This window comes from Nocardia sp. NPDC052001 (genome assembly GCF_040680615.1).
Taxonomy (GTDB): Bacteria; Actinomycetota; Actinomycetes; order Mycobacteriales; family Mycobacteriaceae; genus Nocardia.
Window position 1 is genome coordinate 53,141 of sequence record NZ_JBFAXC010000003.1, and the last position, 18,973, is coordinate 72,113.

An 18,973-nucleotide genomic window follows, 5' to 3' on the forward strand; every position below is an offset into this window, starting at 1 on the left:
ACATGGCCACTGGGGTGGGCCTGCGGATAGCAGACGACGAATCGGTCGTCGCTGTCGTCACCGGCGATGACGCCGCACTCCCGGTGACCTACATCGTGCGCGAGTCGATCCTGCACATGTCCGATGACGGCGACGCTGTCCTCGGTGGCGATTCGATACCGGAGAATTCGCACGCGATCAGTGGTTTCGTGGCGGCCGTCGGCGATCCGGCGGGTATGCCGGTGGACGAGGGCGAGGCGTATCGCGCCGAGGATCTGATGGCCACCGCCGCCTTCTGCCTCATCAATCTGGCCGCCGATCAACTCAACGGCCCAGCCGAGTTCTACGCGACCCATCCCACGGGCTGGCCGGACGAGAATGTGCAGGCGCTGCGCGAGGCCCTGGATTACCTGGGCCTGAAGTCGGTGGTGCTGGTCAGTGAGCGCGATCTGCCGCAGCCCGAGGGCGATACCGGAAAATCGTTCGCCCACAACGCGGCTCGCGCGGCGCTGGCGGCGGTGCTGGCCACGCCCGCCGGGCTGACCCCGCCGGATCCGGACGCGGGCACCCAGAACGCCGCCGATGTCACCGATATCCTGCCCGCGCTGCCGAACGCCCTGCCGCTGTTGCAGGCGTATTCGGCGGCGATGCCGGCGGCCACCTCGGTGGAGCAGTCGGTCGGCCCGATCACCGCCGAACAGCCGATCGTCCGGCCCCGCAAGAGCGCGAGTCGCGGTCCGTACATCATCGCCGCGGCCGCCGCCGTGATCGGTTTGCTGCTGGGTGGCCTTGGGGTCGCCGCGGTACTGCGGCAGGACGATTCCGCGCCCGGACCGCCGCGCGGTGAGGTGGCGAATCAACCGGCGGCCACCGCCGGCGCGATTCCGCCGCTGCTACCACCGCCCGCGTCGGAAGCGCCTCCGCCGCCCGCTGATTCGGTCGATTCGCAGACCACCAGCGCGCCCCCGCCCACCACGACGCCGCCGCCGACCACCACCCCGGAGCCGACGCCGACCACCACGCGACCCACGACTCCGCCGCCGACGACGACCACCAAACCGCCGTACTACCAGTACCCGCCGGTACCGACGTGGTCGTTCCCGACGCCGCCCGTGTTCGAGGATCCGTGGCCGCAGGTTCCGGGATGAGTTCGTAACCCCCTTTTGTGATTTGTGCCCTAAAGTGGTGCGCTGACCGATGTTCCGTCATGTAACGGGATAGTCGGTCTGCTGGTGCACTACGAAGGGACTCCATGCGCAAGTTCATGGCGCGCCGCGCCGCGGTCCGAGCAGCAACCGTCGCGTTCGCCTCGACCGTCCTAGTCGGCCCCTTGTTCGCAGCGATTCCCGCGAGTGCGGAACCTGTCGATCAGCTTGCCGCGGACAAACTTCCGGCCGAACTCGTCCAGGCGATCCAGCGCGATCTGAAGATGTCGCCGGCCGAGTATCTGGACCGCGCCGCGAAGGCACAGCAATTGCGTAACTACGCAAGGGATTTCCGCGCCGAGCGCCCGGACGACTTCGCCGGCGCCTGGATGGGGGCCGACGGTAAGCCGGTGCTCGCGGTGACCTCCCTCGACGCCGCCCAGATCGTCGCGGCCGACGGCTACCAGACCCGGCTGGCCCCGATCAGCGCCGACAATCTGGAAGGGTCGGTGGATCAGCTGAACAGCTGGATCACCAGCCTGCCGCGCGAGATCTCCGGCGCCATCAATTCGGTCGCGATCGATTTCCTGAACAGCCAGCTGGTGCTCAGCGTGGCCAACACCCCGGCCGGGCATCTGCTGAATCTGCCCACCCTGATCGCGAATATCAAGGTGGTGCTCTCACCGGACAGCGGTGGTCCGGTGGAACGCCGCCCGATGGGTGGCGACACCTATATCAGCGCGCCCACCTCGCTCAATGATTCGTCATTGCAGAGCGTCGATGTCTGCTCGTTCGGATTCAACAGTGTCGATGCCGCCGGTAACGCGCTGAACATCAGTGCCGGGCACTGCAATCCGAATATCGGCAAGTCGAATCAGGCGGCCGATGTGTATCTGCCCAATATTCGCAATCTGACGGCCTCCCCACCGCTGGGGAGTTTCGTCCGTTCACAACTCGGCGGCGGCAATGCGCTGGACTACTCGGTAATCAAGCTGAATGACACCGCGGTGCGCGCGGGCATGGATCAGCCCTCGGTGCGCGGCGCCAACGGCACCACGCTGACCATCACCGGCACCGCAGATCCGATCACCGGCGCGCCGATCTGCAAGTCCGGCCAGTCATCCACGTTCACCTGCGGTTTCGTGGTGGCGGATCGGGTGGAGACGCAGCTGTTCACCTCCGAGGGCCAGTCCAAGACGGTCCGCGGTTTCGCCAGCAGCGCCTGCACCCTGGGCGGTGACAGCGGCGGCGCGATCGTGTCCGGCACGCTCGCGCTCGGCATCACCAGCGGATCGAATGCGGCCGACGCGCCGAATTGCAACGAGGCGAATACCCAGCTCGCGCAGTACGGTGGAACCGCGACGCTCGGCATTCCGGTCCGCGCCATCCTGGCGGATATCGACGCGAATTCCGGTGGCGCTCTGGGCAGTGGCATTCAGGTGCGCACCAGCCCGAAGACGAACTGAAGCTGAACACTCGACGAACTCGGACCGGGCCGCGACACGCAGGTGTTCGCCGGCCCGGCGAGTCTCGGGAGCGAGTTGCCCGGACAGGGCGTTAGCGAGCGTGCGAAGTCACGAACTCGTCGGAGTGAAACACCCGCGAATTCCGCACAGCCACGCTGCAATAAGTAGGCATAACGGTCCCGACACCATATAGTCGGCTCATGCTCCTGCCACGTATGCGCAATTCCTCGCCGCCCGTGGGCCGCAGGCCACGGTCCCTTGTCCGTTCAGCAGCGATCGCGGCCAGTGCGCTGCTGATCGCCGGACCGGTGGCGGTAAGCGCACACGCGGAGCCCGCGACTCCCGATCTGCCCGCGGAGCTGGTCGCCGCCATCACGCGCGACCTCAAGATCTCCCCGCAGGACTATCTGAACCGCGCCACCCTCGCCCAGCAGGTGGCCGCCTTCTCCACCACCGCGCAGCGCCAGTTCCCGCAGGTTTTCGCGGGCTCCTGGCTGGACGAGGCCGGTAAGGCCGTCATCGCGCTGGCCGACGGCCCGGGGATCGACGCCGCCCGCAAGGCCGCCGCCGACGCCGGATTCACCGTCAAGGACGTCGCCAAGAGCGAATCCACCCTGCGCGGCGAGAAGAACGCCTTCCAGAAGTGGCTCGAGGGCCAGCCCGACGCGGTCTCCAAGGCCGTGCGCGGCGTGGCGGTCGACACCATGAACAACAGCATCGCGGTGCGGGTCGATCAGCCCGGCCTGGCACTGCCCAGCTTCGTCGACCCGGCCCGCGTCATCGTGATGGCCGTGCCGCCGACCGGTGGCGAGGACGCGAACCTGCCGCAGGCGAGCGCCATCGCCGGTAACGGCAACGGCCCGCTGGCCGCCGGTGACGCCTACGCGTCGGTGGCCGGTCGCATGTCGCTGCGCTGCTCGCTCGGCTTCAACGGCCTCGATCGCAACGACAATGTCGTGAATATCTCTGCGGGACACTGCAACCCGAACATTCCGGCCACCGGTGGCGCCAACTCGCCGGGCGTGTTCGAGATGGTCGGCAGCGATCACATCGGTACCCAGCTCGGCAACTTCCAGAAGTCGATTCTGGGCGCGCAGGACTACTCCATCATCTCGGTCGCCGACGGCGCGCGAGATCGCCTGTCCAACAACCTGGTTCGCGTCCCGAACGCGGCCCCGGTGGCCATCACGGGCGTGGCCGTGCCGGTCGTCGGCGCGCCGGTCTGCAAGTCGGGTTCGCGCACCGGCTTCAGCTGCGGCGTGGTGAACGCGGTCGATCAGACCGTGCAGGTCGGCGATCACCAGCTCACCCAGAGCTTCTCCGCCAATATCTGCGCCCTGCCCGGCGACAGTGGCGGCCCGATCGTGACCGGCACCCTGGCCCTGGGCATCTCCAGCGCCTCCTCGGTCGCCGACTACCCGATCTGCGAGATCCCCAATCTGATCGGCCTGATCACCGGCAACGCACCCCAGCTGTTCGCCCAGCCGATCAGCACGGTCCTGTCGGACAACCCGGGACTGCGCGTCCGCACCAATTGAGCATGAGCACGTGAAGGGCCGGTAGCAATCGCTACCGGCCCTTTTCGCGTATTCAACTGCCGCCGTGTGGATCCCGGCCAAAAGCATGCCGGGATGACGAGGGCGCGGGCCTCCCCCGTCGTCCCGGCGCACCCCCACCGTCATCCCGGCGCGTTTTCGGCTGGGATCCACACGGGCAGTGCTGGGGCGGGCAGTGGCAGGACTGTGGCATCCGAAGGCGGGCGTGGCGCTGGCGATCTTCCGGCATGCTGGGAGGTATGTGTTTGGTGTTGCTGGGCTGGCGGGCGCATCCGGAGTACCGGTTGATCGTCGCCGCCAACCGCGACGAGTTCTTCTCGCGCCCAACCGAATCGCTGCGGTGGTGGGACGAAGTGCCCGGCCAGCTGGCCGGGCGCGATCTGGGCGCGGCCGGGTCGCTGCCCGGCACCTGGCTCGGAGTGACCCGGGAATCGCCACGATTCGCCGCGGTCACCAATGTGCGCGGACCGGGTGAGGCGCGTGCCGACGCGCGCTCCCGCGGGGCCCTGCTGATGGACTTCCTGCGCGGTGACGCCGATTCGGAGAAGTTCGTGCGCGATATCGCCGCCGCCCCCGACGATTACAACGGCTACAACCTGGTGGTCTCGGATCTGGAAACCCTGTGGTGGCACGGCAATCGCAGCGGACTCGGCCCGCATGAGCTCGGGCCCGGCTTCCACGGATTGTCCAATGGCGCGCTCGCGGCGTCCCTGCCGCCCGGTGGCGGGCTCAGCACCGGAACCGATACTCCGCCCTGGCCGAAGGTGCGCGAGGGCGTCCAGGAGCTACGCAGGGTGGTGGAATCGAATCCCGGTGACGCGGCGGGCTATCTCGCGGTGCTCGCGGATCAGCATCGCGCCCCCACCGCCGAGCTACCCGATACCGGTTTGGACACCTTCGCCGAGCGGGTGTCCTCGGCGCGCTTCGTCAATCATCCGCTGCACGGAACCCGGTGCAGCACGGTGCTATTGGTGCGTGAGGACGGCCGCTTCGAGATGACCGAGCGCACCTTCGGCCGCTTCGCGCGGCGTCAGGGCACCGTGGCCTTCCACGGCCGCCTCGACCTCCCGGCCTGATCGAACCCGGAAACGCGAAACGGCCCGCCCCCAACGAGTGGGCGGGCCGTCAGCGTATGCGAAAGCTGAAGGGCTACTTCGGGCCGTTCATGTTCGCGTCGCTCCACTTGGAGGTGCCCGGAGCGGCCTGGAAGGTGTTGATCAGATCCATACCGGCCACACCCAGCGCGGGCGCGCCGAAGGCGATGGTGCCCAGGATGCCGCCGATACCGGCCAGCGCGACGAAGGTCGGGATGGCGGTGAGGCACAGCACGATGGTCATGCACTGGATCGCGCCGAGGGCGATGCCGATCGCGCCGCCGATGACGACACCGACCGCGGTGCCGACGAAGCCGCCGATGGCGGTGGCGAGACCGAACTGGGTGGTGAAGTTGTTCATCGCACGCTGGTCCTCGACCGGCGAGGCGATCTCCTGCGCCGCGGTGACCGGCTTCTCCTGTGCGACAGCGACAGTCGGGGTGTTGAACACCGGCAGCGCGGCGGCGTCGAAGCCGGCCGGCTTCTCGGGCACCAGCTCGAGCACCTTGTTGTCGTTCTTCACCGTGGCCGCGATCGGGATCTTGGTGCCGGCGACCGAGTAGTTGATCGGGAAGGAGACGGCGGTGACGCCGTCCGGACCCTTGACGTTGACGATCGTCTGCTTCGGGTCGTCCTTGGTGGCCCCGTCCACCTGGGCGAGCTCGAAGGTGCCGTTCTTCAGGGTCGAGACGATGGTCTTGACGTCCTTGTCGCCGACCTTCTGGTCGACCAGCTTGGACGAGTACTGGATACCCGTCGGCTCTGCGGGGACGGGAGCGTTATCGGCATAGGCAGAAGTCGTCCCGATGGTCATTGCGCCGATGACCATGGCAGCCGCCGCAGTGGTGCTGCGAAACTTCATTCGGTTTTTTCCAATCCATCATCAGGTAGATCCGCTGTCCGCATCTTCGCCACGCGAGGCCCTGGCTTCCCTCGGGCCCTGCCTACGCGCTAACGGCGAACTCTCCCCGAGCATGTGAAGATGCGCACAGACTTCGGACGTCGTGAGCTTAATCGAACAGTGACTGATTAGCGACATTCGTTACGCCCCGAAATAGCGGGGCTTTCGAAGTAAGCCTGACCTTTGTTACGCGCGTGATTTGCCGGGATTTACGGTGTGGGAAACACTGGACAGCTAAGTTACCGGCGGGTAACTTACTGTCCGTTAGGATACGAGCCAGCCAAGGCGGACCAGGCCGTCCTCGGAGAGCTTGTTGAACCGGTCAGAAAGGTCGCGACATGAATGCCCTGACAGTGACACTGGGCACGATTGGAGCGGTGTTCACAGTCTTCTGTTGGGCATCGTTCATCGGAGGCGTGCGCAACATAACGCGCACCATCATGGTCGGGCAGTCCGCACCCGATCGGTGGCGGCCGTTCCTCCCCCGCTTCAAGACCATGTTCGTGGAGTTCCTCGCGCATACGCGCATGAACAAGTTCCGCACGGTCGGCTGGGCGCACTGGCTGGTCATGATCGGCTTCCTCGCCGGATTCATCCTCTGGTTCGAGGCGTACGGCCAGATCTTCGACCCCGAGTTCCACTGGCCGATCATCGGCTCCTGGGGCATCTACCACCTGGTGGACGAGCTGCTGGGCATCGGCACCGTGGTCGGCATCGTGGCGCTGATCATCATCCGCCAGCTGAATCATCCCCGTGTGCCGGAACGCCTTTCGCGCTTCAGCGGCTCGAAGTTCGCCCCCGCCTACGTGATCGAGAGCATCGTGCTCGTCGAGGGCCTGGGCATGATCTTCGTGAAGGCCGGCAAGATCGCCACCTACGGCGAATCGCACACCTGGAGCGACTTCTTCACCGAGCAGGTCGCCAAGCTGCTGCCCGAATCGATCGCCATGGTGTCGATCTTCGCGTTCATCAAGCTCTGCTCCGGCGCGCTGTTCCTGCTGCTGGTCGGCCGCAATGTCACCTGGGGTGTGGCGTGGCACCGCTTCGCCGCGTTCCCGAACATCTACTTCAAGCGTGAGGACGACGGCACCGTCGCCCTCGGCGCGCTGAAGCCGATGATGTCGCAGGGCAAGCCGATCGATATGGAGACGGCGGACCCGGACAACGACACCTTCGGCGTCGGCAAGTTCGAGGATTTCTCCTGGAAGGACATCCTCGACGTCACCACCTGCACCGAATGCGGCCGCTGCCAATCCCAGTGCCCCGCATGGAATACCGGTAAGCCGCTCTCGCCCAAGCTGCTGATCATGTCGCTGCGCGACCACGGTTACGCCAAGGCCCCGTACCTGCTGGCCGGCGGCCGCAAGGATATGGGCGGTGACGAGATCGGTCTCGTCGACGCCGAGGGCAAGCCGAATGAGCGTGCGCTGGCACAGATTCCGGAGGCCGCGCGCGCCGAGGCCGAGCGCCCGCTGGTCGGCGGCGAAGACGTGAGCGGCATCATCGATCCCGAGGTGCTGTGGTCCTGCACCACCTGTGGTGCGTGTGTGGAGCAGTGCCCGGTCGATATCGAGCATGTCGATCACATCATCGATATGCGCCGTTACCAGGTGCTGATCGAGTCGGAGTTCCCGTCCGAGCTCGCGGGTCTGTTCAAGAACCTGGAGAACAAGGGCAATCCGTGGGGTCAGAACGCCAAGGATCGCCTGAACTGGATCAGCGAAATCGATTTCGAGGTCCCGGTTTTCGGTAAGGACGCCGATAGCTTCGACGGGTACGAATACCTGTTCTGGGTCGGTTGTGCCGGTGCGTACGAGGATCGCGCGAAGAAGACCACCAAGGCCGTGGCCGAGTTGCTGGCCACCGCGGGTGTGAAGTTCATGGTGCTGGGTCAGGAGGAGACCTGCACCGGTGACTCGGCGCGGCGTGCGGGTAACGAGTTCCTGTTCCAGCAGTTGGCCATGCAGAACATCGCGGTGCTGGATTCGGTGTTCGAGGGTGTCGAGGCGTCCAAGAAGAAGATCGTGGTGACCTGTGCGCACTGCTTCAACGCGTTGAACAATGAGTACCCGCAGGTCGGCGGCACCTACGAGGTGGTGCACCACACCCAGCTGCTGAACCGCCTGGTGCGCTCGAAGAACCTGATCCCGGTGTCCCCGGTCGCGCAGAACGTCACCTACCACGACCCCTGCTACCTGGGCCGGCACAACAAGATCTACGACGCGCCGCGTGAGCTGATGGAGGCCTCGGGCTCCAAGCTGATCGAAATGCCCCGTCACGGTGAACGTTCCATGTGCTGTGGCGCCGGTGGCGCGCGCATGTGGATGGAGGAGCAGCTCGGCAAGCGCATCAACGTCGACCGCGTCGACGAGGCCCTGGACACGCTCAACGGCGGCAATGAGCCGTCCATGATCGCGACCGGCTGCCCGTTCTGCCGCGTCATGCTCACCGACGGCGTCACCGCCCGCAAGGACAGCGGTGAGGTCGGCCAGGGCGTCGAAGTCGTGGATGTCGCCCAGCTCATGCTGCAGTCCATCGACCGCGTCGACTCGGGTGTGCTGACCGAGAACCTGAAGGTCATCCAGCAGCCGAAGGTCGAAGAGCCGGAACCCGTCTCGGAGCCCGAGCCGGCCGAGGCCGCCGTCGCCGCAGCCGCGCCCGCCGAACCCAAGGCCGCTCCGGCGGGCAAGGGTCTCGGAATGAAGGGTCCGGCCAAGGCTCCGGGCGGTAAGGGACTGGGCATGAAGGGCGGCCTCAAGGCCCCCGGTGCCAAGCCCGCCGCCACCGAGGCGACCGCCGAAGCGGCTCCGGCCGAGGCCACCGAGGCAGCGGCTCCGGCCGCACCCGCCAAGGGCCTGGGCATGAAGGGTGCCGCCAAGGCTCCCGGAGGCAAGGGCCTCGCCATGAAGGGCGGGCTCAAGGCTCCGGGCGCGAAGGCGGCTCCGGCCGAAACCGCCGCTCCCGCAGCCGCTTCCGCCCCGGCCGACACCGAGGCGACGGCGGCCCCGGCCGCACCCGTCAAGGGTCTGGCCATGAAGGGTCCGGCGAAGGCTCCGGGTAAGGGCCTGGCCATGAAGGGCGCGGCCAAGGCTCCGGGCGCCAAGCCCGCCGCCGCACCGGCCGAGGCCACCGCGACCGAGGCGACCTCGGCCCCCGCGGAAACCACTGCCGCCCCGGCGGATTCGGCACCGGCCACCGCGGCTCCGGCCGAGGCCACCGAGGCCAAGCCGTCCATCGCGCCCAAGGGTCTGGCCATGAAGTCCGGTCTCAAGCGCCCCGGGCCGAAGGCTCCCGGTGCTGCGGCTCCGGCTGCCCCGGCTGCCGCGGCTCCGGCCGCCGAAGCCCCTGCGGCACCGGCTGATTCGGCACCCGAGGCAGCTGCCCCGGCTCCCGCGGAAACCGCTCCCGCCGAGGCGAACGGCACCGAGGCGAACGGCACCGAAGCCAAGGCCACCGACGCGGCTCCGGCCGCCGAGGGCAATGGCGCGGCCAAGCCGCCGGCCGCCAAGCCGGGCGGGCTCGGCTTCAAGTCCGGTATGAAGGCGCCGGGCAAGAAGAACTGACGCTCGAACACGACTGACGAAGGCGCGTCACCCACCCGGGTGACGTGCCTTCGCCTTTTCCGGACCCGCCGCACATGGCCCGCGCAGGGCCGCGCGCAGCGGTGCCGGGCAACTGATCCGGGACCGCGGGAGAAGGTTGCCGGGGCCGCGCTCGTACCCGGCGAGGTGGGATCAGATCGGCGTGTGCGCTGGTCGGTGCGGCGAAATCGGGTTAGCCCGCACGATTCTGCTAATGCCCGGCAAACATTGCCGGTGATCTTCGACCATAATTCGAGGCATGACGGATGCGGGAGCGGTTCGGGTCGAGATCGGAGTCGAGTCGCTCGAGGGGGTTCGGATCGCGGATGCGGCGGGGGCCACTCGGGTGGAATTGTGTACCGGGCTGTCGGTGGGCGGGCTGACACCGAATATCGCGCTCATCGAAGCGGCCGTGGCGGCGGCCTCGAAGGTGCAGGTGCATGTGCTCATTCGGCCACGCCCGGGTGATTTCCGGTATTCCGCCGATGAGGTGGCGCTGATGCGCGCCGATGTGGAGCGGGTGCGGAGCGCGGGTGCGCACGGGGTCGTGATCGGCGTGCTGGACGAACTCGGCCATGTGGCCGCGGCTCCCAATGCCGAATTGATCGCGGCCGCGGAGGGTATGGAGGTGACCTGTCATCGGGCCTTCGATGTGTGCGCGGATCCCTATGACGGGTTCGATCAATTGCTGGAACTGGGGTTCACCAGATTGCTCACCTCGGGACGGCAGGAGTCGGTACTCGACGGCGCCGCGCTGATCACGCGGCTGGTCACCTTGGCGGACGGGCGAATTCAGGTGATGGCCTGCGGCGGCCTGCGCGCCGACAACGCGCGGCGGGTGATCGAATTGACGGGGGTGCGGGATCTGCATGCGGCGGTGCGCGTTCCGGTGCCCGCGCTGACGCGGCCGGACGGTACCGATGTCTCGTTCGCGGAGATCGGCGCGCCCAGCGGGTACGACCATTTCGTCACCGATACCGATGGCGTCGCCGCGCTCTGTGAGGCGGCGCGACTTTCGGTTTAGGAATTCATCCGATCTGGATAATGAGTTTGCTGGAGCACAGTCGAAGTTTGCTGTGCTCCATTATTTTTGAATTTCTCGAGCTAGATCGCTTGACCAAAACGTTGCTGCCACATATCTTTTAGAGCACGATTTTGCTTCAAAGTGATTCGGATCACGTCACGGATCCATCACGGGACAGCACGCCGGCCCCCGCTGCCCCCTTGTCTCGCAAGGAGTTTCAGGTGGTTAGCAGTAGAAGACTGTCCATTGTCGCGGCCTCGATCGGCCTCACACCTTTGCTGGTGGCGATCCTGCCCGCAGCGGTGGCGAACGCACACGGCTATGTCTCGTCCCCGCTGAGCAGACAGGCGCAGTGCGCCAAGAGCATCGTGTCCTGCGGGGACATCAAATACGAGCCGCAAAGCGTGGAAGGTGTGAAGGGCCTGCGCAATTGCAGCGCCAATATCTCCCGGTTCGCCGAACTCGACGATGACAGCAAACCCTGGCAGGTCCAATCCGTCGGCAGCACAGCCACTTTCACCTGGACCTTCACCGCCCTGCATCGAACCCTGAACTGGGAGTACTACATCGGCGGCACCCGGGTCAGCCTGGTCGACGGCAACAATCAGCCCCCGCCGTCCGGCGGCGTCACCCACACCATCGACCTGAGCGGCTACAGCGGCAGGCAGAAACTCCTGGCCATCTGGAATATCGGCGATACCGCCAACGCCTTCTACTCCTGCCTCGACCTGCAGATCGGCGGCGGAACACCCACCACCACACCGCCTTCCACCACCGTGCCGCCGACGACCACCAAACCACCGGTCACCACCACGGCACCGCCCGCGACGACACCCCCGGCCACCACCACCAAGCCACCGGTCACCACGACGGTTCCGCCGACCACGGCACCCACAACCGCGCCGCCGACCACCACCCATCAGCACCCCACCACCACCGATCAACCCGCGGGCAACGCCTGGACCGTGGGCGCGCGCTACGAGATCGGCGACGTAGTCACCTATCAGGGACGCCGCTACCGCTGCTTACAGGCGCACACCGTCTACGACCCGAACTGGATGCCCTCGGCGACACCCGCACTGTGGCAACGCCTCTGACCGCACCGACCCTCCGATCCGGTGTTGACACCGCGCCTTGACACCGAATCGGAATAAGAGGGTGACGCGCTCCGCCGAGCGCGTCACCCTCGCCCGTTCTCAAGGCTTGGAGTGACGGCCCCCGCGCGGCGGCTGCTGCGGCTTCGAGGGCGGGCGCGGCAGTGCCGGATCCGTATCCTCGTAGGGCGAATCCTGTTGTTCCGAAGCGGCTCTCAGCGACCAGGGGGCGGGCGGTTCGCCCTGCGGACGCACCACGTTCTGCGGCCCCGATGCGGGCCAGGATTGCTGCGGCGCTTCCTGCCACGCGTCCTGCCAGGGCTGTTGCGGCTGTTGCGGCGGCGGTGCGTCCTGCCGCTGCGGTGGTGCGTCCTGCCTGCTCGGTGCGCTCACCGTCGGCGCTCGGCGCGAGCCGCGCGGCGGCGAGACCGGCTGTGCCGCATCACCTGTCGCGGTGGGGCGGGTTCCGGCGGGGCGGGCGGTGCGTTTGGCGGGGCGCGGGCGGTTGGCACCGGTTCGCACCGCCACCGGGGGCTTATGACCGAAGGGGCGGGCCAGGATGACCGCGATGGCGGTGGTCAGCGGTACCGAGAGGGCGAGGGCGATACCGCCGACCGCGGAGCGCGCGATCTCGATGCCGACCGCGTCACCGGTCAGCACATCGCGCATGGAGCGGCCCGCGACGCTGAACAGCAGTAGCAGCGGCAGCGCGCCACCGGCGTAGGCGAGCACCAGGGTGTAGACGGTACTGGCGATATGGTCCCGGCCGACCCGCATGGCGGCGGCGAAAATGCCGCGGCGGGAAGCCTTCTCATCGAGGGCCGCCAGTTCGAAGGCGGCGGAAGCCTGGGTGATGGTGACGTCGTTGAGCACACCGAGCGAGCCGATGATGAAGCCCGCCAACAGCAATCCGGTAATACTCACGTGCTGGAGATAGGTCGCAACATTGGTGTTCTGCTCTTCGGACAGACCCGTCAGATGCGTCATCTTCAGTGCGACCCAGGACAATACGGCCGCCAGCACCATGGAGGTGAGCGTGCCGAGCAGCGCCGAACTGGTGCGCAGATTCACCCCGTGCGCGAGGTACAGCACCGAGTACAGGATGAGCGAGCCCGCGACCAGCGCCACCGGAATGGCCGGTTTCCCGTCCAGCAGCGCGGGCAGCATGAAGCCCACCAGCACCACGAAGGCGAAGCCGAGCCCGATCAGCGCCCGCAGGCCGCGCCAGCGCGCCACCACGATGATCACCAGCGCGAAGGCTCCGACGATGAGGCTCAGCGGCAGTCCGCGCGCGTAATCGTCGAACGAGTACACGGTGGCCCCGTTGGTATCGCTCTGCCGCACGATGCGCAGGCTGTCGCCGACGCGCAGATCGGGTTGTCCGGGGCCGGGCGCGATTTCGAAGAGCGTCTTCTTACCCTTGTCCGCGCCCGAGTCGATGGTGACGATGCTGCGCTGGCAGTTGTACGCATTGCTGCGCGGCGCCTGCGGCTTGTCCTCGAACGGCTTTCCCAGCGAAGGACTTCCGCACGGTCCGAGGTCCTGGCTGATCACCGTCCCGGCCTCGGTCACCAGTGCCCCGCCGCCGCCGTTCTGCATGGGCAGCGGAATGTCGACGTGTTGACTGCTGGGCCAGAGCCAGATCGCGCCGCCCACCACCAGCACCCCGATGAAGGTCAGCAATCCGATGACCACCCACTTGGCGGTGGCGCCGATGGCGATGGGTCCGGAGTGGTCATGGTGGTGGTGATGGTGATCGCTCACTCAGGGAGCCTAAACGAAAACCGTTCCCGAAGCTCTAACCGCACCCTTGCTGGGAAAACACTGTGTGATGCACGGAAGGACACCGATACGGGCATGAAAAAAGGCCCGATGCGAAGGTCGGGCCTTTCTGAATTCCTGGAGGGGCGGCGGAGAGCAGGGGGATGTCTCCGCCGCCCGGGACGGCGGCCCAGGGGGGGTAGGCCGACCAATCCAGGGCCAGACGTCCCAGGGGGGGTAGGAGGTCTGGCCGGGCACCTGAGTGCCGAGTCCCACTGTACACAAAAGTCAGTTCTTTGCGCTAGCTAAGTCTCTAAAAACCGAACTTTTTCGTACTAGCGGTTTGTTTTTGGCTTTGTCGCAACCCAGACACTGGACAAACGCCCAGTTCACCGGACGTATGTCCCAATCCCCTACCTACTGACGGTAACTCGACAAAAAGTTGCCGAACCGCTCGATCGCCACCGACAGGTCCCGTGCCCACGGCAGCGTCACGATCCGGAGGTGGTCGTGGTGCGGCCAGTTGAACCCGGTCCCCTGCACCATGAGGATCTTCTCCTGCAGCAGCAGATCCAGCACCAGCTTCGAATCATCGTGGATCTCATGGACTTCCGGATCCAGGCGTGGGAACGCGTACAGCGCGCCCTGCGGCTTCACGCACGAGACGCCCGGAATCGTATTGAGCTTCTCCCACGCCACATCGCGCTGCTCGAGTAGTCGGCCGCCTGGCAGAATCAGATCCTCGATGCTCTGATGCCCGCCGAGCGCGACCTGAATGGCATGCTGCGCGGGCACATTCGGGCACAGCCGCGAGGACGCCAGCAGCGAGATGCCCTCCAGGAATCCCTCGGCGTGATCCTTCGGCCCGGTGATCACCAGCCAGCCGGAGCGGTACCCCGCCACCCGGTACGCCTTGGACAGCCCGTTGAAGGTCAGGCACAGCAGATCCGGCGCGAGCGAGGCCAGCGAGATGTGCTTGGCATCGTCGTACAGGATCTTGTCGTAGATCTCATCGGCCAGCAGCAGCAGTTGATGCTTGCGCGCCAGATCCACGATCTGCTGCAGCACCTCCGCCGAGTACACCGCACCCGTCGGATTGTTCGGATTGATCACGACAATGGCCTTGGTCTTGTCGGTGATCTTGGATTCCATATCGGCGATATCCGGCTGCCAGCCATTGGACTCATCGCACAGGTAGTGCACCGGGGTGCCGCCCGCGAGGCTGGTCATGGCCGTCCACAGCGGATAGTCCGGCGCGGGCAGCAGCACCTCGTCGCCATTGTTCAACAGCGCCTGCATGGTGATGGTGATCAGCTCGGAGACGCCGTTGCCCAGGTAGACATCGTCCACATCGAACTTCGGGAAGCCCGGCACCACCTCGTACCGGGTCACGATGGCCCGGCGCGCGGGCAGGATGCCCTTGGACTCGGAATAGCCCTGCGCGTACGGCAGCGCGGCGATCATGTCGCGCATGATCACGTCCGGGGCGTCGAAACCGAACGGCGCGGGATTGCCGATATTGAGCTTGAGAATGCGGTGGCCCTCGGATTCCAGCCGCGCCGCGTGTGCGTGGACCGGTCCCCGGATCTCGTAGACCACGTTCTGGAGTTTGGTCGACTGCTCCAGGACGCGCGGGGACCGATGCGGTAGGTGACTGGAAGGACTCACCCGTCCAATGGTGCCATCCGCCCGCAACCAGCTTTTTTCACCGCACGGAATCGGGCGGCAACATGCTCTTGGCGGCGGTGGTGCCGCAGAACTCCTCGATCCGCTCATCCAGTTGCCGGGCCTCGACGGCCTCGCGGAACCCGGGCCGGATCAGGCGCTGGCGCAGCCCGCCGAGCCGCTCCTCCAATTGCGCGATCCGCTTGTCCTCATCGAGTTGCAGCACCGGTTGCAGGGCTTCGGCGGCCCCGTCCAGGCTGCCGTTGATCAGGTGCGCGGCCGCGCTGTCCACCCGGGCGAGCGATTCCGCGCCGTATGAGCGCTGTTCGGTGGGCCCGTTCGAATACAACTCGATGGCGCGCCGGGTCGCCTCCAGCGCGGGTTCGGCCTGACCGAGATGGATATATGTCGCGCCCGCGTAGTACTGCGCCTTGGGCTGATTGAAACCGAAGACGCCGCCGACCTCGTCGTGCAGCGTATCGCTGGAATTGCCTTCGCGGGCGTCGTCGGCGGCGTGGATGCAGCGCTCGGTATCGGCCGGTGCGCCCAGGCGGGACCAGATGCGCGCCTCGATATTGTGCAGCCGCACCTGCGAGGTCGCGGACTCCGCGTACTGCTGTCCGCTCTGCGCCAGCAGCACCGCGCGGCGCGGACGGTCCGACCAGTATTCGATCAGCGCCTGCATACCGCGTGTCCAGGCCCGTAAACCGTTGTGGCCGCACAACTCCGCGTAAGCCCAAGCGGCCCTTGCCTGTTCGCCCGCGGCGTCGACATAGCCGAGATCGGTGCTGGCATTGGCCAACAATCCGGACAAAGTCCCCGCGAGCAGGTAGAGGTGACCGGTATCGGCCGGGCGCTGATGCCCCTCCAGCAGGCGGTAGACGCGGCGGCGCACCCGCAGCATCTCCACCATCATGGGCACCGGCGGGACATGCACGTAATCATTGGCGATTCGCGTGACATCGGCATCGAGCTGCTCCAATGTGGTGGCACCCACATTGGAACTCTCCGCCCTCCCGGCGTGCTCGCTTGCTTCATGGGCAGCCGCCATGATCAGATCCCTCTCCGAAATAGCCGCTAACGCATCGCCCCTCATCGCACCCGTATCGACGAGTGCCAGCAGTTCCGCGTCGGTGGAATAACTGGCCTGCGCCGGAACATCCTGGCGCGCATCGAAACCCGGTACGGGGCGGTCGATCAGTGGCTGGTCGATCAAAGCCGCGAACCGGGCCCGCACAATATCGTCGGACCTGGCGAGAGAGGTATCGAGAGCGGCCTGATTGACGGGGCGGGGGTGGACGCGATCGCCACCGGCCTCCCACTTAGAAACCAGACGTTCGTGAACGCCCAAATGCGCCGCGAACTCCCGGATACTCATCCGTTTGGCATCGCGGAGGGCACGGGCCTCTTTACCTGACCACTGCCGGACCACGACGTCATCCTTCCGAACGAACTCCGATGTCCAGGGTACGAGCGCATCGTGACCACGGCCACAGCCGAAACATAGCTGGTATGACCAAATTACGCGCGAGTAGCAGTGGCAGTGCTTGGGCAGCGCAAGGAGGGCATGCGGGCGTTACCGCACAGGCCGCCCGGCCGCACCCTGGAATCGGGAGGCAGGAGTCGGGTCGTGAATACGGACAAGCTGCGCACGGTGCAGGACTGGGTGTCCTTCTACCGGCACGAATTCGGGCTACCGGTAGCCGAACGCGGCGGCTTCGTCATGCTCCCGGTCACCGCCGAGGTCGGCGTATTGCATTTACCCGTGGCACGCGCCGAAATGGTCCGCACCGCACTGCGACAGCAGCGCCGCACCGGTCCCATGCTGGCACGGCAGATTCGCTGGAGCTTCCTCGTCGAACCCGATTCCCGTCCGGGCGAACAGATCCTGACCGCGCTCAATCGGATGGACATCGGCATACCCGCCATCGGCAGCGCCGTCATGCTGCCCACCGGTCTCGGCCGCTGGACGCGCGAGGGCTGTCACTGGGTGGTGCCGCCCGCCCGCGAAGTCCAACTCCCACCCCTGTCGCTGCTCGTCACGACGGCGCTGGCGGTGGGGAATATGAGCGAGGACTGAACGCAGCCGGCCCTCGCATCCGGCGCGCATCGCGCCGGGCCCACCGGATCCGCCCCATTTCCGACAGTCGACGGGGCGGATCCGGCGGGTGGGAGCGCGCCGTCAGTGGCAGCGGAATGGCTGTGCAACGCCGAGCATTTCCGACAATTCAGACCGAATTTCAGCCGGAGACAAGCGCTTTCCTGCCTGATTCGACCGAATCCGCGCAGGTGCGGGCGATTCAGCCGCCGGGCCGGAACGATTCAGCCGCCGGGCGGCGGGAACAGCGGCGGGAGTGTGGGGACGATCACCGGCGGCAGGCCCGGAATGATCGTGATGGTGTTCGGGCCCGGCGGCGGCGGAGCCTCGGTGGTGGTGGTCGTCTCCCGGCGCGGCGGCGGCGCGGCCAGCGACTCATTGGTGGCATCGGTGGTGGTGGGCACCACCGTGGTGGTCTCGGTCGCCGGTTTCGTGGTGGTCGGCACCGCCGAGGTGGTCCCGGCATCCGAACTCTGCGAATCGTGTTCCAGCACTTGCGGACCCCAGCCCAGCGAGACGCCGATCGCGGCGACCACGACCAGTGCGCCCACCGCCACCCCGGCGATGCTCACCTCCCGGCGGCGGCTGAACTTCTCCGCACCGGCACTCGATAGCAGCGGCGGCACCGATTCATGCTGCGGCGGAAGCGAATTCTCGAACGCGCTGGTGAACGGCGTGGGCGCGGGCCGCTGCCGCACCGGGCGGGCCAGAATCGCCGCACCCCGGGTGGCGACGGTCTCCGGATTGGCGGGCACCAGCACCGGCACCCCCAGCCAGCGCCGCAAAACTCTTGCCACCAGCGGAATCTGGGCGCAGCCGCCGATCAGCGCGACCGCCTGCACCGGCTGCTCGGATCTCAGGATCACATCGCGCGCCATGCGCGCCGACGATTCCACCGCCAGCATGATCAGCGCTTCGAAGTTCTCCTGGGACAGCAGCACCAGGCCCTCGGTGGACGGCAGCGCGACCGCGCTGTTCTCCGACAGCTGTTCCTTGGCGGTGCGGCACAGCGCGTCCAATGCGGCCAAACCGGCCGCGTCCGGCGGATGCGCGATGCGCCCGGAGGCGATCTGCTGTTCGCGGATCAGGGAATCCAGGTAATCACCGCTGATATCGCTGGTGCGCTCGCTGTAACTCACCTGACGCGTACCGGTGTCGACCACCGTCACCGAAAGTCCGGACGCGCCCAGATCGTAGAGCGCGACGGTGCTGAAACCCTGCAGCTCACCGGAGAATTCGAGGAATTCCAGCGCCGCGGCCACATCGGGTACGAGTTCGTAATCGGTGAACTGACGGCGAGCCAGCTCGGCGCGAATCGCGCGGGCGTGCTGTTCGTCCCGGAAAGCGATGGCGGTGGCGGTAATCCGCTGATCGGCGCTCAGTATCGCGCCGATGGCGTCCGCGGCCAACTCCTCGACCCGGCGGTCGTCCACCGAAACGGTCTGCACATCGAACGCGTCGGCGGCCTGTGGCTGGACGGTTCCGCGCCGGGCGGAATTCCCCGCGAGCGGGCGTGCGACGCGAACCGCGCCCGCCCCCACGGAAACTCCCAGTACCGAACTCATTCGCTGCCCATTCGTTGCCACACTGACCACGCTCACGCACTGAT

General features: G+C 66.7%; 12 protein-coding genes and 1 pseudogene. 8 read left to right on the forward strand and 5 right to left on the reverse strand.

Going from position 1 to position 18,973, the window contains the following annotated elements; genetic code table 11:
* Positions 1-2: 2 nt before the first annotated feature.
* From AB0L82_RS15705 to AB0L82_RS15720, 4 genes are all read left to right on the forward strand, one after another.
* Positions 3-1,127 (forward strand): hypothetical protein, encoded by a 1,125-nt coding sequence (locus AB0L82_RS15705; RefSeq protein ID WP_364636308.1) that lies wholly within the window; start codon positions 3-5, stop codon positions 1,125-1,127.
* A gap of 104 nt (positions 1,128-1,231) precedes the next feature.
* The gene (locus AB0L82_RS15710; RefSeq protein WP_364636311.1) at positions 1,232-2,590 is read left to right on the forward strand and encodes a S1 family peptidase; all 1,359 of its coding nucleotides are present in this window, start codon (positions 1,232-1,234) and stop codon (positions 2,588-2,590) included.
* 215 nt (positions 2,591-2,805) lie between these two features.
* A complete protein-coding gene (locus AB0L82_RS15715; RefSeq protein ID WP_364637894.1) occupies positions 2,806-4,128 on the forward strand; it encodes a S1 family peptidase in 1,323 nt (440 codons plus the stop codon).
* Positions 4,129-4,385: 257 nt separating this feature from the next.
* Positions 4,386-5,222, forward strand: coding sequence for an NRDE family protein (locus AB0L82_RS15720; RefSeq protein WP_364636314.1), 837 nt, complete (start codon positions 4,386-4,388; stop codon positions 5,220-5,222).
* A gap of 73 nt (positions 5,223-5,295) precedes the next feature.
* Here AB0L82_RS15720 and AB0L82_RS15725 read toward each other — a convergent pair whose 3' ends face one another.
* Entirely contained in the window at positions 5,296-6,102 is an 807-nt protein-coding gene (locus AB0L82_RS15725; RefSeq protein WP_364636317.1) for a hypothetical protein, read from the reverse strand.
* Between the two features lie 377 nt (positions 6,103-6,479).
* Here AB0L82_RS15725 and AB0L82_RS15730 point away from each other — a divergent pair, with 377 nt between their 5' ends.
* From AB0L82_RS15730 to AB0L82_RS15740, 3 genes are all read left to right on the forward strand, one after another.
* On the forward strand, positions 6,480-9,704 hold the full coding sequence (locus tag AB0L82_RS15730) for a heterodisulfide reductase-related iron-sulfur binding cluster (RefSeq protein WP_364636319.1): 3,225 nt from the start codon (positions 6,480-6,482) through the stop codon (positions 9,702-9,704).
* Between the two features lie 277 nt (positions 9,705-9,981).
* Positions 9,982-10,746 carry a copper homeostasis protein CutC gene (locus tag AB0L82_RS15735; protein ID WP_364636322.1) on the forward strand — a complete coding sequence of 255 codons (765 nt, stop codon included), beginning with the start codon at positions 9,982-9,984 and terminating at the stop codon, positions 10,744-10,746.
* A 221-nt stretch (positions 10,747-10,967) separates the two neighbouring features.
* Positions 10,968-11,843, forward strand: a complete 876-nt coding sequence (locus tag AB0L82_RS15740; RefSeq protein WP_364636325.1) for a lytic polysaccharide monooxygenase — start codon at positions 10,968-10,970, stop codon at positions 11,841-11,843.
* A 537-nt stretch (positions 11,844-12,380) separates the two neighbouring features.
* Here AB0L82_RS15740 and AB0L82_RS15745 read toward each other — a convergent pair.
* The 3 genes and pseudogenes from AB0L82_RS15745 to AB0L82_RS15755 all read right to left on the reverse strand — a co-directional run.
* A pseudogene (locus AB0L82_RS15745) lies at positions 12,381-13,604 on the reverse strand (YibE/F family protein); the annotation flags it as partial.
* Positions 13,605-14,018: 414 nt separating this feature from the next.
* Entirely contained in the window at positions 14,019-15,278 is a 1,260-nt protein-coding gene (locus AB0L82_RS15750) for a pyridoxal phosphate-dependent aminotransferase (RefSeq protein ID WP_364637896.1), read from the reverse strand.
* A 28-nt stretch (positions 15,279-15,306) separates the two neighbouring features.
* Positions 15,307-16,644 (reverse strand): XRE family transcriptional regulator, encoded by a 1,338-nt coding sequence (locus AB0L82_RS15755; protein ID WP_364636328.1) that lies wholly within the window; start codon positions 16,642-16,644, stop codon positions 15,307-15,309.
* Positions 16,645-16,896: 252 nt separating this feature from the next.
* On the opposite strand from AB0L82_RS15755, the gene AB0L82_RS15760 reads away from it, so the two are divergent.
* Positions 16,897-17,346 (forward strand): hypothetical protein, encoded by a 450-nt coding sequence (locus AB0L82_RS15760; protein ID WP_364636330.1) that lies wholly within the window; start codon positions 16,897-16,899, stop codon positions 17,344-17,346.
* A gap of 242 nt (positions 17,347-17,588) precedes the next feature.
* Here AB0L82_RS15760 and AB0L82_RS15765 read toward each other — a convergent pair whose 3' ends face one another.
* Complete coding sequence (locus AB0L82_RS15765; RefSeq protein ID WP_364636333.1) at positions 17,589-18,965, reverse strand: Hsp70 family protein; 1,377 nt, start codon at positions 18,963-18,965, stop codon at positions 17,589-17,591.
* Positions 18,966-18,973: the final 8 nt, after the last annotated feature.

What these genes read in the sequence shown, in the direction of transcription:
- AB0L82_RS15755 (WP_364636328.1), bottom strand. Translation starts at nt 16,644, where the DNA reads ATGAGTATCCGGGAGTTCGCGGCGCATTTGGGCGTTCACGAACGTCTG.
- AB0L82_RS15730 (WP_364636319.1), top strand. Translation starts at nt 6,480, where the DNA reads ATGAATGCCCTGACAGTGACACTGGGCACGATTGGAGCGGTGTTCACA.
- AB0L82_RS15710 (WP_364636311.1), top strand. Translation starts at nt 1,232, where the DNA reads ATGCGCAAGTTCATGGCGCGCCGCGCCGCGGTCCGAGCAGCAACCGTC.
- AB0L82_RS15725 (WP_364636317.1), bottom strand. Translation starts at nt 6,102, where the DNA reads ATGAAGTTTCGCAGCACCACTGCGGCGGCTGCCATGGTCATCGGCGCA.
- AB0L82_RS15715 (WP_364637894.1), top strand. Translation starts at nt 2,806, where the DNA reads ATGCGCAATTCCTCGCCGCCCGTGGGCCGCAGGCCACGGTCCCTTGTC.
- AB0L82_RS15720 (WP_364636314.1), top strand. Translation starts at nt 4,386, where the DNA reads ATGTGTTTGGTGTTGCTGGGCTGGCGGGCGCATCCGGAGTACCGGTTG.
- AB0L82_RS15705 (WP_364636308.1), top strand. Translation starts at nt 3, where the DNA reads ATGGCCACTGGGGTGGGCCTGCGGATAGCAGACGACGAATCGGTCGTC.
- AB0L82_RS15735 (WP_364636322.1), top strand. Translation starts at nt 9,982, where the DNA reads ATGACGGATGCGGGAGCGGTTCGGGTCGAGATCGGAGTCGAGTCGCTC.